Annotated in this window: 15 protein-coding genes and 1 pseudogene; all 16 read right to left on the minus strand. The window is 42.5% G+C overall.

Annotated features, from left to right (window positions below):
• Nucleotides 1–26: 26 nt before the first annotated feature.
• Nucleotides 27–1256, minus strand: coding sequence for a hybrid sensor histidine kinase/response regulator transcription factor (locus ACQ86H_RS17505; protein ID WP_431291920.1), 1230 nt, complete (start codon nt 1254–1256; stop codon nt 27–29).
• A complete protein-coding gene (locus ACQ86H_RS17510) occupies nt 1168–3609 on the minus strand; it encodes a ligand-binding sensor domain-containing protein (RefSeq protein WP_431291921.1) in 2442 nt (813 codons plus the stop codon). The genes ACQ86H_RS17505 and ACQ86H_RS17510 overlap by 89 nt, the downstream gene beginning before the upstream one ends.
• A complete protein-coding gene (locus ACQ86H_RS17515; protein WP_431291922.1) occupies nt 3606–4010 on the minus strand; it encodes a hypothetical protein in 405 nt (134 codons plus the stop codon). Before ACQ86H_RS17515 ends, ACQ86H_RS17510 begins: the two co-directional genes overlap by 4 nt.
• Before the next feature lie 616 nt (nt 4011–4626).
• A complete protein-coding gene (locus ACQ86H_RS17520; protein WP_431291923.1) occupies nt 4627–5187 on the minus strand; it encodes a hypothetical protein in 561 nt (186 codons plus the stop codon).
• Nucleotides 5135–5515 (minus strand): hypothetical protein, encoded by a 381-nt coding sequence (locus ACQ86H_RS17525; RefSeq protein WP_431291924.1) that lies wholly within the window; start codon nt 5513–5515, stop codon nt 5135–5137. The genes ACQ86H_RS17520 and ACQ86H_RS17525 overlap by 53 nt, the downstream gene beginning before the upstream one ends.
• Before the next feature lie 26 nt (nt 5516–5541).
• Complete coding sequence (locus ACQ86H_RS17530) at nt 5542–5829, minus strand: hypothetical protein (RefSeq protein ID WP_431291925.1); 288 nt, start codon at nt 5827–5829, stop codon at nt 5542–5544.
• Nucleotides 5830–6239: 410 nt separating this feature from the next.
• Complete coding sequence (locus ACQ86H_RS17535) at nt 6240–7427, minus strand: SusE domain-containing protein (protein WP_431291926.1); 1188 nt, start codon at nt 7425–7427, stop codon at nt 6240–6242.
• Nucleotides 7428–7527: 100 nt separating this feature from the next.
• Nucleotides 7528–8490 carry a RagB/SusD family nutrient uptake outer membrane protein gene (locus ACQ86H_RS17540; protein ID WP_431295425.1) on the minus strand — a complete coding sequence of 321 codons (963 nt, stop codon included), beginning with the start codon at nt 8488–8490 and terminating at the stop codon, nt 7528–7530.
• A 51-nt stretch (nt 8491–8541) separates the two neighbouring features.
• Nucleotides 8542–8700 (minus strand): annotated as a pseudogene (locus ACQ86H_RS17545) (RagB/SusD family nutrient uptake outer membrane protein); the annotation flags it as partial.
• Nucleotides 8691–9173, minus strand: a complete 483-nt coding sequence (locus ACQ86H_RS17550; protein ID WP_431291927.1) for a hypothetical protein — start codon at nt 9171–9173, stop codon at nt 8691–8693. The pseudogene ACQ86H_RS17545 and the gene ACQ86H_RS17550, both read right to left, overlap by 10 nt.
• Before the next feature lie 13 nt (nt 9174–9186).
• Nucleotides 9187–10353, minus strand: a complete 1167-nt coding sequence (locus ACQ86H_RS17555) for a TonB-dependent receptor domain-containing protein (RefSeq protein ID WP_431291928.1) — start codon at nt 10351–10353, stop codon at nt 9187–9189.
• Nucleotides 10320–10835, minus strand: a complete 516-nt coding sequence (locus ACQ86H_RS17560; RefSeq protein ID WP_431291929.1) for a hypothetical protein — start codon at nt 10833–10835, stop codon at nt 10320–10322. The genes ACQ86H_RS17555 and ACQ86H_RS17560 overlap by 34 nt, the downstream gene beginning before the upstream one ends.
• The gene (locus ACQ86H_RS17565) at nt 10832–11791 is read right to left on the minus strand and encodes a TonB-dependent receptor plug domain-containing protein (protein ID WP_431291930.1); all 960 of its coding nucleotides are present in this window, start codon (nt 11789–11791) and stop codon (nt 10832–10834) included. The genes ACQ86H_RS17560 and ACQ86H_RS17565 overlap by 4 nt, the downstream gene beginning before the upstream one ends.
• 2 nt (nt 11792–11793) lie before the next feature.
• On the minus strand, nt 11794–12174 hold the full coding sequence (locus tag ACQ86H_RS17570; protein WP_431291931.1) for a carboxypeptidase-like regulatory domain-containing protein: 381 nt from the start codon (nt 12172–12174) through the stop codon (nt 11794–11796).
• 102 nt (nt 12175–12276) lie between these two features.
• Entirely contained in the window at nt 12277–12450 is a 174-nt protein-coding gene (locus ACQ86H_RS17575; RefSeq protein WP_431291932.1) for a hypothetical protein, read from the minus strand.
• Between the two features lie 164 nt (nt 12451–12614).
• On the minus strand, nt 12615–14822 hold the full coding sequence (locus ACQ86H_RS17580) for a glycoside hydrolase family 3 N-terminal domain-containing protein (RefSeq protein ID WP_431291933.1): 2208 nt from the start codon (nt 14820–14822) through the stop codon (nt 12615–12617).

Consider the following 14822-nt stretch of genomic DNA (forward strand, 5'->3'; position numbering starts at 1 on the left):
GTAAATTATGTGCCCGGTATGCGTTTTTAAATGGTATTACTCTCTGAACTATAGCGTTTCTTATATTCAGATGGACTGGTTTCAAATTGTTTTTTGAAGCAGACACTAAAATATTTGGCGTTGTTAAACCCGGTTTGATAAGCTACTTCTGCTACTGTTAAATCTGCATGTTCAAGCAAGTAGGCACTTCTTTTCAGTCTGATGTTTAGAATAAATTCTTTGATAGACATGCCCACTATATCATTGATCTTTTGGTACAGGATTGTTCTTCCAGTGTTCATATCAGACACAAAATCGTCGACAGAGTAATTCGGATTGGCCATATTCTGCTCAATAAACTTCATGGCCTTAATCAGCAATTCCTCATCCATAGAAGTAATGGTCACATTAGCAGGATCGACTACCAACCGCTTGCTGTACATTTCCCTCATCTCCTGCTGATTTTTCAAGATGGTATCAATCTGCTGAATAAGGTATTCTACTTCAAAAGGTTTATCAATAAAAACCGTTGCGCCATGTTCCAGCGCTTTAGTTTTATTCTGGTGTACATCGCCCATGCCCGAAATCATGACAATAGGAATATGGCTGGTTTTAAAGTTCTGCCGCAAATGGCTGCATACCTCAAATCCATTGGTATTGGGCATCACCAGATCAGTAATGATTAATTGAGGGTAGATTTTTTCAGCCTTAATAATGCCCTCCATGCCATCGCTGGCTAAGTATACATTATACTTTTCAGATAACCTGCGTTCCAGATAGTTTCTTAGGTTAGGATCATCATCAATTAATAAAATGCTGGTAGATTTCCTGACATTCTTTAGTGAATGGCCGGGTTCTTCGGCTTCTAAAAGGATATCGTCAATTTCAGAGATGGTATAATCGTATACGTTCGACTGCATATCGCCGGAGCCTGCTTCTTTTTTAAGCGGGAGCATCATGGTAAAAGAGACTTTATTGGTTTTATTTACCATCCAGATTTTTCCTTCAATGGCATCAACCAGTTCTTTTACAATGGCAAGGCCAAGGCCCGAGCTTTCTTCAAAAGTAGGGCGGTAAGACGATAACCGGTTAAAGGAGGTGAATAATGTTGCAATCTGCTCTTCTGAAAAGCCTATACTGGTATTTAACACCTCTACAGAGATGTATTCCCGTTCAAGGTGATCTGGCTCAATACCTGGCCGCAACTGCTCTTCGGCCGTAGACTGATAAATCCTTACCCCTACATAGCCCTTGTTTGAAGTATATTTTATAGGCATTCGAGAAAAGATTGGTCAAAATCTTTTCAATAACATCATAATCGAAGGCTACAAATAAATGGTCTTCGTGGGAAGTGATATTGGTTTCTATTTCTTTTTTGTTCGCGTAGAGCTCAAAAAGACCGAAAACATCGTGCACAAAACTGATAAAATCACCAACCTGAGGGTTTAGGGTCACTTTCTGACTTTCGATCTCTCTAAAACGTAGCAACTGACTGATCGTACGCTGTATGCGGGCAACATTTTTCTCAATTAATTGCATATAACCTGTTGCATGGTCATTTTTCTGGACAGTTTCTTTTAACTGCTTCAGTGGTTCGAGTACCAGGGTGAGCGGGGTTTTGAGGTCATGGGAAATATTAGTAAAAAAATCTGTTCTCGCCTGGTTTAAATCCCGCATATTCTGTTCTTTCAGCACTTCCAAAGCCAGTCGTTCCTTAAAAACCTTCTTATTGGTATAATACCGCATGATGAAAAACAAAAGCCCCAGTGCAATTAAAGTGTAAATGGAATAGGCCCACCAGGATAAGAAAAACGGTGGATTTACATGAAAATAGAGTCTAGAAATTTCGTTACCCCAGAGTCCGTCATTGTTGGAGGCCTTGATTTCAAAAATGTAATCTCCACCTGGCAAATTAAAAAACTGAACAGCGTGTTGACTGGTATTCGTTTTAAGCCATTTATCACTTAAGCCAACCATGCGATACGAAAATTGATTTTTATCTGCGGATAAATAGCTATTTGACGAAAAACGGATTTCAATATTCGACTGCTTACTGGAAAGTGAAATCCTTCCCTCATTGTGATTGCTTAGCGTAGAAATGTCTGTGACTAATGGAGAATCTTTGGAGGCATTGCTTACCTGCTGGTTGTTGATTAATAAGCTGGTAAAAAACACCCTTGGTTTTTGCAGGTTTTTGTTGAGGTATTGCGGATCAAAAAGTAAAAACCCGTTTGTACCTCCAAACAACATCTCTCCATTTTTGGTTTTATAGGCCGACCGTAAATAAAAAGAACCACAACTGTTTGCTTTATAAAACCTGGCTTTTTCAAACTTTTGAGTTTTCTGATCGAAAAAGTATAATCCTTCATTGGTGCTAAACCAAATATTTCCTGAAACATCGTCTTCAAGAATACCGAAAACAATTTTAGGAAGAAAACCATTGGTACTGTTAAAATTAAGGTAACGTCCGTCTTTTTTTAAAATATTGACACCTCTTCCCGAAGTACCGAGCCAAAGGTCTCCATTTGATGCTTCATAATAGCTGCAAAGGTGATTTACCGAATAAGGGCCATTTTTGATTACATAATGTCGCAGCACTTTAAGCGTTTTTGGATCTGCGATATACAGGCCCTGATGGCTAACCAGTCGAAGATGCTGCTGTTTATCGAACGAAATTGCCTCAATTTCCAGGTCCAGCGCCTGGCCATTAGCGCCGGTAAGTTTAACCATCTCCGTTTCTGCTGCCTGACTTTTCTTCCGGTGGAAAAAGTTTTTATCGGGATCGGTCATCCACCAGGTTCCGTCCGCATCACGTACAAAATCATACACTGTTAAAGGCTGTTTGCTTCCGGGTAAAAGGATGTTAAGGTTACTGAAACGCTTTGTAGCCATTTCATAGGCAGAAATACCCCCGTTGAAAGAAGAAATAAATAAGTTTTTTCGCCCTGGATCAAATTTTAAGCGCTTAACCATGTTAGAATTGATGGAGTTGGCTTCTGCCTTGGTAAAATGGCGAAAAGTATCATCCTTCCTGTTCCAATAGTTGAGCCCACCGCCCTCTGTAGCAATCCAAACATTGCCCAGATCATCTTCCTGAAAACCACTTACTACCGGGTGGTTTAGTCCGCCCGGGCTGGGTGTAAAATATCGGACATAAGCATCGTAAAGTGAACAATAGGCGATTTTACCTCCATAAGTACCAATCCAGGCGCCCTGATCCGGGTCACCATAAATGGTCCATATAGAGTTATTTGGCAGCGAAAACGCATCGTTCAGGTTCATTTTAAGCAGCTTGCTGACGTGGGTTTGCGGATCATAAAGCATCAGCCCCGACTGTGTGGCTACCCACATCATGCCCACCTGGTCAATAAAGATTTTTTTAGCCATAGTGGTCTGGTTACCCGGAGCAGCTATTGGGATATTTTTCTTAATTACACCTTTAGCATCGGTCACGAAAATGCCTCCACGCTGAGTAAGGAAATAGTAATCACCCTGGTAGGCCACAGCATCGTTCACCACAAAGGAGGTTTGACCCAGATTGGTAAAAACCGAAAAGCGTGCTGCCCCGGTATCGAAGCTGTAAAGTAAATTTTCCTGAGAGAGGTAAACATTTCCCTTCAGGCTGATCACATTATTGAAATACTTGCTGGTAGGAAGCTTGATTTTTTTAGAAACCTTTTTTCCCGATCATATATGAACAGGCTTTCGCCAGAGAGCATGTAAAGATTGCCGTCGTCATGGACACAGATCGAACGGATTTTTCCCGGGAGAATCAAATCAAAATTAAACTGGCCGTAATTAAACTTCAATAAACCGTGATTGGTGGCCAAAAATAGTCCACCCTTTTTATCCGTTACCAGAGAACCGTAAGCCCATTTTACCTTGGGATTGCTCTTTGAGGCCAATTCATTCAACTGATAAAAGCTGTTCCCATCATACATAAAAACAGCATCCGGACCAGTATACCAGATTCTCCCCAAACTGTCTTTGGTGATGCTCTGAATACCTCCATAATATGATGTTTCGGGCATCACATGGAACCGATATCTTGAAATATCAATTGCAGCCGCACTTTGCAGCAGAAATGCACAACAACAAAATAGCAAATAAGAGATTTTCCGGATATCCATAAGGTCAAAAGGCAGAAGCAGGTAAAGTCTTGAGTTTTGAAATTACCATTAAAATTTTTTATCTATAAATTTATTTCGATTTCTATTTGATTTTATATCAATCGTGATTGGATTCATTTAAAACCCGCACTATGATCGCCAACGGTTAGCAGGCTGTACAACATTTAAACAGGTCCTAATAAAAGCTCACTACCATTGACAGAATCCACTGGTTCGGTTGTCATCCGATAGCTATAGGATGATCTCGCGCATGCGGGAACCACAAAGTGCTCAGCAAAGCTAATCTTAATGCAAACGTTTTAAGATTATTCATAAGTATTCCCTTATTTCAAAGCTCTTCATGAGTACTCCGTGGAATTCCCAATCAACCCGATAGCTAATCGGGTTGGGAATGACGATTTCCCGAGGGATATTACTTAATTAAACTTTATATGTCATTCATATCAATTTTTATCCAATAAATTATCCCTCAGGATTGACAATTCTATATTTATAATACAGCCACTTTAAACCGCGATTATTGAACAGCTACATCCATAAGTTTCAGCCATCCTGTAGAAGTGATATCACCATTCACGGCAAGTTTTATTCCTGGCTGGTTTTCTTTTGTAGTATCAACAATTGCTACCGCCCAGGTATAACTTCCGGCAGGAACACCTATGTTTGCTTTTAGTTCGTAGGTAGCCGGACTATTTTTCAGCCAGGCAGAAGGTTCGGCTTTGGTATCAATAATTATCTTCTTTACATTTCCATTGCCATCTAAAAGTGCAAAGGCTACTTTATACTTGTAATTCCATTGCGGAATGTTGTTTGGAAAATAGCCCCATCCCATGTTTCTCCACCGGTGTGTAATCATTGCTTCCGCTCCGTTATTCACTTTTTCGGGCAGGTAAACCTGATCCGGGTATAAACGATATCCACCTTCAGAGATGAAACGCTGAGTGAGGTTGAAAGCTTTTGAGAACCAGGATTCGATATCCCCAATGCGGAAATCCATCATGTTCACGCAAGCTTCGGCTGACGAATCAAACTCGCCCTGGCGTACATCTTTCCGGATGCCCCTCCCTGTATTTTCCACTCGGATCAATCCAGTAACGGTGTGTACCGCTGGTAATCCAGCCACCTTCCATAATAATAGGACGTTTAAAGTTCCAGGTTTTTGCAAAATTCTTTTCCCAGCTTTGATAATAATCTGTCATTCCGAATGCATCCTGACGAAGACTATATCCCTTGTTGATTGCCATTTCCAGCAAACGGGTGCTGTTGGCATTAACCGAGCCTCCACTGGCCGGATCCGCAATTAAACGATGATAAGTCATCATCAAAGGCACCTTAGTGAAATACCTGGAATATAAAGATGTAATCCAGTCCATTACTTCGGTTTTATATTTTTCGGTATTGGCCACTGTGGCGGTATTGGGATCTTCATATATCACACCATGCCCCTCACCCCATTTCCCAAGTCCATAACCATCAATAAACGATGTACGCTTCGGATCGTTAAAATCTTCGGCCAGCGCCTGAATAAATTTGGCATAGTATTGCTGAAAAACCGGATCCTGTGGATAGGGGATTTCCGATCCGGAAATTTACTATCTGCCAGATAATACCTGGCACCTGCATCAATCACAAACTGCGGTGTGTTAAGGCCCTGATCCTGCCCGTCGGCCACAAAACGGAAAGCAATGGGCAAACCTTTATCGTTTGCCGCTTTGATCATTTTATAAATTGCGGTGCTTGGATCTCTCCAGGCATAAACGCCGTTGGCCGGGTTAAAAGTGGCCCAACTGGTACGGATGTAGCAAGCGGAAGCATAATCAATCGCTTTTACTTTTTTCCAAGATCCGGCACGTAATATTCTGTGTCCCAGTAGCTGGCTGAACCAGAACCTGAACCATACATCACCCAGCCGTTTAACGGGTTTCTGAACATCGTACTTCTGTTATAATTGGGTTTAACCAATGTACCTTCGGCTTTGGTAATTTCCTCAGATCCGCTTTTTTACATGCAAATACCATGATACATATCAGGGTCATCGCAATTTGCGATAGGATTGATTTATAATTTAATGTTTTCATCTTTTTAAAATCTTAATGTGATTGATAAATGATTCACTGTTTTGATGGAGATCTATCTTTTTTCTGCGAGAATAGTCATATTACGCAGGTCGAGTACCAGCACATTAGTGCCTGACGGGATGGTGTAGTATGAGTTTCGCTGTGCACTTGTTGACCCTCCGGATAGCGTAGCTACTGTTCCCTGCACCAATGTAAGGTCTTGCGCAGTATTAGTGGCTGAAAGCGGGGCACTAAAGGCGTAGGCAAGATTTTTATTGTTATCTGTGCCACCGTAAACAATGAATTTTGTTTTTCCAACCCTTGCTCCCGTGTAAACCAGGATTTGCGGGTCGGCTAAACTCACCCTGCATTCCATTTTTAGTGGTGTACCAAAACTGTTGATCGCGCCGTGCATCCATAAATCGGTAATGGTTGTGGTTTGAGCTACCGATCCGTCGCCTGTCCAGTTTACCACTTTTGGGGTTAAGGCCTGCAGGGGCGAATAGATGGTGGCAGTTGCTTTTTGCATATTTACCACTACCCGGTATAGTCCGGCGGTTTCTATCTTCCATGAAAATGCGGTTTCCCTGGTTTTTATGGCCACCGCACTGCCATCTTGTAAAGCTGTATTTGCATCAGCAGAAGCGATATAGTTGGTTGCACCTTTATAGTCTACCGGAATCTGTAAATCACCAGGCTGAAGGTTCAATAAGTAAGCGTACTGATTCAGGTTTTCGAATGTTTTTGTCATTTCAACCTTGTTTATACCAGGCACAGCACTTCCTGATAAAAAAATCTTGTCTGCATCAAAAACGACAGCTTTAATTGGTGTTACTTTAATTTGTACTGTTCGTACTTCGGGAGCTTCGAAAGTGGCGCCTCCTTCCCATTGGGCAACAACCCTGAATTCCAAAGTAAACGCCTTATTGTTCGGGATTCCCCATTTCTGACTGGCCCAATTCTGCAATTGTTCGGAAGTAAAACTCCTGCTGAAAGTCCCTTCATCCTCATAGTTCATAATCGCTGTAGAAGAGCCAAAATTATTTCCGACTACATCCAGCTTAGTAGTATAAGATACCAGATGGTCATCCGATTGTGGCCGGGCAGGCTTCCAGTTAAATGTGATAATATTTTTGGACAGGTTATTCTCATCAAGTACAATGCTTTCTGCCGAGGGCATAATAGCCAGTTGTTCCTGAACTTTTCCGATATCATTAATACCCTTTTTACAGGCAACCAAACCAATTATCAGTAATACCAAAGGCATTATTTTATATAAATATTTATTTCTTTTCATCCTTAAATGAATATGGAGTGTAATTAATGGTTATGCTATTTTCAAGGTAGTTGCAGGGTCATCATTATTTACCGTAACCAGGATTTTGTGGAAAAGGTGCTTCCCTGTTGGCATCGATAATTGCCTGTGGAACGGGCCAGAGGTTATGAAAATCCATGATTTTATCTTTGATTGCTGCATTATAACGTTTCACCCGGTCAACCAGTTTACCTGTACGAATCAGCGTGAACCGGCGGGTTTCTTCTCCCACCAATTCACGAATACGCTCATCGAGGAGAAAATCTATCGTCATCTGACTGGCAGTGACTACTGAAACACCGGCACGCTTACGGACTTCATTCACGGCATCGGCTGCTCTCGATGGATTGTCCTGCCCCAGGTAGGCTTCTGCCAGTAATAGATAAGTTTCCGCTAGGCGGAATTTCATACGGTCTTTGTAACTGCCTGTTAAACTAAGATTTTCGGCACGGCCGTAGAAAAATTTTGTGATGGCAGGAAACAAAGTTTTTGTTGAGAACCAGGTTTGCTCGGTAATATTTGCTTTTTTACCATATAAAGATGTTTCTCCGGGATTGTTATAATACCAGTTGCGTTTGATGTTATAGTTTGAATTACGAATATCAGCGGTTTCAAATATACCGGGTACGTTGCCTGTTGCATTAGTACCTGTGGTGCCAACCCACCATTTCATTGGGGTTAACTGCGCCAGTCCACGCCCACCCAGCGTGTCAGCCAATACAAATCCGGTAATGGAAGAATAGTTTGGAATCCATGCCCTGCGCGTCCAGTCGTCAGAGTTTGTTCCACCACCAACAGTATTAAATTCAAACTGTAGTACCCAGATGCTTTCTTTATTGGCATTTTTTGTTCTGTTCTGGTTATTTTCCACGAACAAATCACTAAATACATCGCCAGCCTTATCTTTACCGGCTCCGAAACGGGTTTTCATAAGGTTATAATAACCGCTATTAATCACTGCGAGAGCGGCCTGTGCAGCAGGTTCATATTCTTTGTTCAGCAGATACATCTCACTTAGCAAATGATAAGCAGCCCACTTAGTCAGCTTTCCATCTTTCACCTGATCTGGATTTGCCGGAAGATTTTCTGTTGCGAATTTCAGGTCGTCAATAATATGCCCCAGCACTTCAGCCTTTGGTGAGCGGGTAAAATTGAGTTTAAAATCGTATAATATGGTTTCTACATAAGGTACATCACCATACAGGTATATCAGATACCGGTAGGCATAGGCACGGAAGAAACGTGCTTCAGCCTGAAAACGGGCTTTATCAGATGGGTTATCCCAGTTGGTATTTTTTCGGCATAAACCAGCATGAGATTAGCAGAGGAAATCAGGCTGTAAGCCCAGTTCCAGTAAGTCCCTACAAAACGATCGGAAGAAGCAAGCGTAAGATTGGCAAATGGCAATAACGATGCATCACTATTAATCACATCGGCGATATCTGTTCCCGCCTGTAAAGCTTCGTATGGACAGGCACCATTGTGAATGAAAGCACCACCTTCACCATAAGTATTGTATTCAGACCGGGTTAGCGCATACAATCCGGCACTGCCAACTTCAAATCCATAAGTACTGGTATAAGTATTGGTTGGTGCCAGTTCTGATTTTAATTCTTCTACCAAAAACTTTTTACAACCACTTACTGAGAGTAGCATTATAAGTGCCAGGCTTGTTTTTATAATAATTTTCATGTTGTGTAATGGGTTAGAAGTTAACATTTAAGCCGAACATATAAGAGCGGGCAGTGGGGTAAGAGGCCATCCAGGTATTGTCATAATTGAGTACCTGCCTGATGTTGGAGAAGGTATCAAGATTATTCACACTGACGTTCACATCAATTCCACTTACTCCAACTTTTTTAGCCAGTTGTGGTGCTACCCGGTAACCAAGTGTGATGTTTTTCACCTGTACATAGCTAACTTTCTTATAGTAACCATGCCCAAGACTATTGGTATACCCCGGCGAAACAATGGTTGCACCAGGATTTTCAGGGGTCCAGTAATTGGCTTGATGAACATAGTTCGTGATGCCAAATGTCCATGCGCCTATGTTGGCCATGTGATCATCACGCCATACACCGAATACACCGGTAAGCAGGGCAGACATATAAAAATTTTTATAGCTGAAACGGTTGCTGAATGAAGCAGTATACCTTGGCATTTTTGAGCCGATTACTTTCCTGTCGGCGAGTTCTATTTTTCCGTTACCATCCACATCCTCCAGTTTCGCAGCTCCGGCGCCTGCTCCCGGCTGAGGGGCATAGTTCTCTCCCTTTTGCCAGATTCCGATCATATTGTAATCGTAGAAAACTCTCAGGGGCTTACCAATGAACCAGTTGTTACCGATATCATCCAGGCCATCGCCTCTAAGTTCCACAATCTTGTCGCGATCCAAAGAAAACACGGCTGTTGAATTCCATTTAAAGTTTTCCGAATTGATGTTAAGCGAATTCAGCGTAACCTCGAAGCCCTTATTCTGGGTTTGCCCGATATTATCCCAGATGCGGCTGTAACCGTTCATGATAGGCACCGTGCGAATCATTAATAAATCTTTTGTATTGGAGAGATAGGCATCAATTGTTCCGCTCAGGCGATTTTTAAACAATTGAAAATCAAGGCCGACATTGGTTGTATAGGTAGTTTCCCATTTCAAATTAGGATTTCCGACACCATCACCTGCCAGGTAAGCGGTATTAACCGCAGTGCTTCCATCTCCCCAGGTATATTTCACACTTGAATTCAGGCGGTCTAAGGTTCTGTAAGCAGTAATTGCCTGATTACCATTAGCTCCGTAAGAAACCCTTAGTTTTACCAGATCAATCCAGTTTATATTATCTTTCACAAACTTTTCTTCGCTGATGTTCCAGGCCAAAGCTGCTGAAGGAAAAAAGCATATTTTCTGTTTACCGCGAATACGGAAGCTCCATCTGTGCGGCCGGTAAATGTAGCCAGGTATTTGCCTTTATAGGCGTAATTGAGGCGCCCCATGTAGGATAACATGGCTGTTTCTGAAATACCGGAAACGTTTGTAATGTTACGGCTGGCATTACCCATGATGAAGTAACCCGTATCATCGGTAACAAAGCCTTCTCCATTTTGAGTGGTATTTACACTTCTGGTCTGGTTCATACTGAATAAACCTGTAGCATCAATACGGTGATCGCCGAAAGTACGCTCGTACTTAAGGATATTCTCCCAGGTATAATCGTTATACTGATTGTTGCTAACGCTTGCTTTCCCTCCCACTAAACCTGCCTGTTCTCTTCCATCAAAAGTATCGCGGCCATAATAGGTTCCTGTAAATCCGTTACGGTAATTATAACCAAAGTTTGATCTGGCAGTTAAGCCTTTCACCGGCAGTTTGAGATCAGCATAACCGGTAAGGAAAAACTACGGTTAATCCGATCCTGATCTGCATTAACATTACGCATTGGATTTACAATCAGCGAATATTCCATTGGCTCTGCAACGTAATAACCTGCGGCATCTTTATACTTTCCGTACGGGCTTTGTTTAATTGCGTGTTCGATGTTTGGGGTAATTCCTCCATCACTTCTTTGCGTAAACTGTGTGCCAATGCCTACGGTTAACCAGTTATTGAAAGTCTGATCAATGTTGGCCGTAACGTTTAATCTGGAAAGTTTCGAATTATAAACTACCCCCTCCTGACTAAGCGACGATGCAGCCGCCATGTATTTGGTATTTTGCGTACCGCCTGAGATACTCAACTGATGATCCATGGTGATCCCCCTCTGAAAGATGTAATCCTGCCAGTTGCTGGTAATTCCATTCTTGTAATTTTCACGTTCAGTAACGCTTATGATGTTTCCGGCAATTGGATCAAGCTGTTCGCCGGTATAGCCCAATCTTAATCTGCCGATATCCTGTTTAAACCTGATGTATTCATTGGGTCCCATCACATCAATTCGCTGCATGGGTTCTGCAAATCCCAACTGTCCTTTATAATTTACCTGTGCCTTACCCAGTATCCCTCTTTTGGTTTGAATAAGGATAACCCCGTTTGAGCCACGTGAACCATAGATAGCGACCGCTGAAGCGTCCTTTAAAATAGTGAGGTTTTCGATGTTATTCGGGTCGAGGTCTACAAGCGAGCCGCTATATGGAATTCCATCTAAAATGATTAATGGATTGTTGCTGGCGGATAGTGAGTTTTCGCCACGGATCAGTAATGTCTGGTCTTGTCCGGGGGCGGCATTACCTGTAGTGATATTGAAACCAGCTACCTGACCAACCAGACGATCCATTAAGTTCGGGGTAGAAACCATATTGATCTGCTCCTTACCTACCACTGCTAGTCCACCTGTGAGATCCTTTTTTTGGCTGTACCATAACCTACCACTACAACTTCGTCGAGTTGTTTATCTCCAGCCATTTTTACGTCAACTACTCCCGTGGCGTTTACACCCGCTTCCTGGTTACTGAAGCCAACATAGGAAAATACCAAAATGGCAGCAGGGGCAGCCTGCAGGGTATAATTACCATCTTTATCAGTTGAAGTGCCCGTATTGCTGCCTTTAACCCTCACGGAAACCCCAACGAGCACCTCTCCTTTTTCGTCGGTAACTTTTCCTGTAACTTTTTTCTGGTCTTGCGCATAACTAACGTGTATGAATAATAACAGCACCAGCGTTGTAATGTAGCCTTTAAGTTTGATTTGTATTTTTTTAATCATTTAGCGTGATATATGGTTAGTATTTGAATTATTTATTTCCTGTGCACTATAATGGAAAACTTAACAGCGGGTTTTGAGGTTCAGGGGTCTGGTGGCTTACTGTTAAATTTGAGGCGTTTTATGGCTGGTTTTTAAAAGAGGAAACAGCGCGGCATCAAAATCCGGTTTTACCGCGAATCGCATTGGCAATTTTTGAGGTACGCCGGCAAACCCCAGCTTAGCCTTTACCGGAATGTAAGCTAAGGTAAAATTGATGATCTGTACTGTGCTCCTCATATTTGGTTCTTATATCTGGTTAGCACAAAACTAGTTCTAAACCATAGTTTGAAGGGTTCGTTTTTGTACGGAAATGGTTTACTTTTGTACAATGCAGGCCAGAAAAGCATTTTTGTTATTCAACAGCACAGCATACTGTTGCCGGTTAGGCCGCTGAGGAAGAATTATTCCTTCAGCAGCTCAAGTTTTATCTTTTTGTCTTTAACGATGATATAATAATCGCCTTCTTCAACGAATTTCTCACCCCTGGCATTCACAAAGCCCAAATCTCTTTTGGGATCAACCTGGAAACTGAACACTTTTGTTTCACCCTTTCTGATGAATTGTTTCTGGAAAAACTTCAATTCCTTTACCGGACGTGAAATGCTACTCACCGGATCGGATATATACCAGTGAACGGTCTCCATTCCATCGCGGTTTCCGGTATTTTTCACGCCAACCTCTACCCTTAAAGTTTCATTTAATTTAATGCTTAAAGAAGAGGCTTTCAATTCAGCGTAGTCGAAAGTGGTGTAACTCAGCCCATGGCCAAATTCATACAAAGGTTTACTGGTAATGTCCTGATACTTTCCCTGGTTTGGGCGGGCACTTTGACGGTGATTGTAATAAATTGGAATCTGGCCGCTGGAATAAGGGAAAGTGATGGCCAACTTACCAGAGGGATTAGCTTTTCCAGATAATACTTCGGCAATTGCCTTTCCTCCTGTTGTGCCCGGTTGCCACATACTCAGGATGGCATCGCACATGGGTTCTAATCTGCTTAAATCCAAAGGGCGACCACTGGAAATCAGTAAAATAACCGGCTTACCACTTTTTTTCAATTCTGCCACTAACGCTTCCTGAATTGCTGGTAGCGAAATAGAAGATCTGGAAGCATTTTCGCCGCTCCAGTTAGCTTTCTCCCCCAAACAAATTACTACTGCATCTGCATTTTGGGCCAGGCGGTTTGCATCTGCAAAACCTGACTGGTCTGTGCCATCAAAATCGCAGCCCTGCGCATTAGTTACCGTCACTTTATTTCCAAATTCCTGTTTGATGTTATCATAGATTGTGCCGGCATCTTCGGCATTTCCGTGCGCCCTCCAGGAGCCTAACAAATGCCATTTGCTGTTAGACATAGGGCCAATCACGGCAATATTTTTCACCGCTGTTAAGGGTAAAGCATTATGCCCGTTCTTAAGCAACACGATAGATTCTTCGGCCAGACGGGCTGCTATAGCGCGACTTTGAGGCAACAGAAAACGTTGCTTTTCCGGAATTTCAGGGGTATAAGGTTTGTCAAAAAGGCCCAAACGAAATTTGATGCGCAGTACTCTTTTTACCGCATCATCCAGGACTGCCTGTGTTACTTTCCCTTCCTTTACCAATGCGGCAAGATGTTTATCATAACTTTGATTCATCATATCCATCTCTACACCAGCATTAAAAGCTTTCAAGGCAGCCTCTTTCTTGTCTTTAGCAATCCCCTGACTGCGAAGCTGTTCTATGGCTCCCCAATCAGAAACTACAAAACCATCGTGCTTCCACTGCTCTTTTAAAACTGTTCTCAGCAGGTAAGTATTTGCGGTGCCTGGTGTACCACTGATATCATTGAAAGAACTCATTAAGGTTGCAGCTCCGGCCTTTACAGCTGCTTCATAGGGAGGAAGATAAGTATCCCAAAGTGTCTGATCGGAAATTTCTGTATACACATAATCCCGGCCAGCTTCAGATGCACCATAACCCACATAATGTTTCAGGCACGCTGCTACGCTCACCGGACCCGACAGGTCTTTTCCCTGGTAGCCCTTTACAGATGCCACAGCAAATACGCCATTGGTGTAGGGATCTTCACCATATCCTTCTGCAACCCGGCCCCAGCGCCCATCCCGGGCAACATCAATCATGGGAGAGAATGTCCAGTCTACCCCCGACATTCTGGACTCCTGAGCAGCTACGGCTGTAGCTCGCTGCACCAGATCCGGGTTCCAGGAGCAGGCCTGTGCCAGCGATATCGGGTAAATGGTTTTGAAACCATGAATTACATCATAACCAAATATAATCGGAATTCCCAAGCGGCTTTGCTCCATAGCCTTTCGCTGCACCCGGTTGCGCAGTTCCGCATTGCTGCTGAAATAGATCAATGAACCAATTTCAGCCGGAATATCATTTACCGGATCGGCCATGTTATTGGCATTGTCGTTCCTGCCCAAAGTGTACTGATTTAACTGCATCACCTTTTCTTCTAAAGTCATCCTCCCCAGCAGGTCGCTTATCCGCAGTTCAACTGGCTGGCGCGCATCCTGATATAAAAATTTTGTTTTTTTAGTCTGTGCTGATAAAACATTAAATATCAGTACTAAAGCAGTTAAAAGGGTTATCTGTTTGGTCAT

The organism is Pedobacter sp. P26 (assembly GCF_050632135.1).
Classification (GTDB): Bacteria; Bacteroidota; Bacteroidia; order Sphingobacteriales; family Sphingobacteriaceae; genus Pedobacter.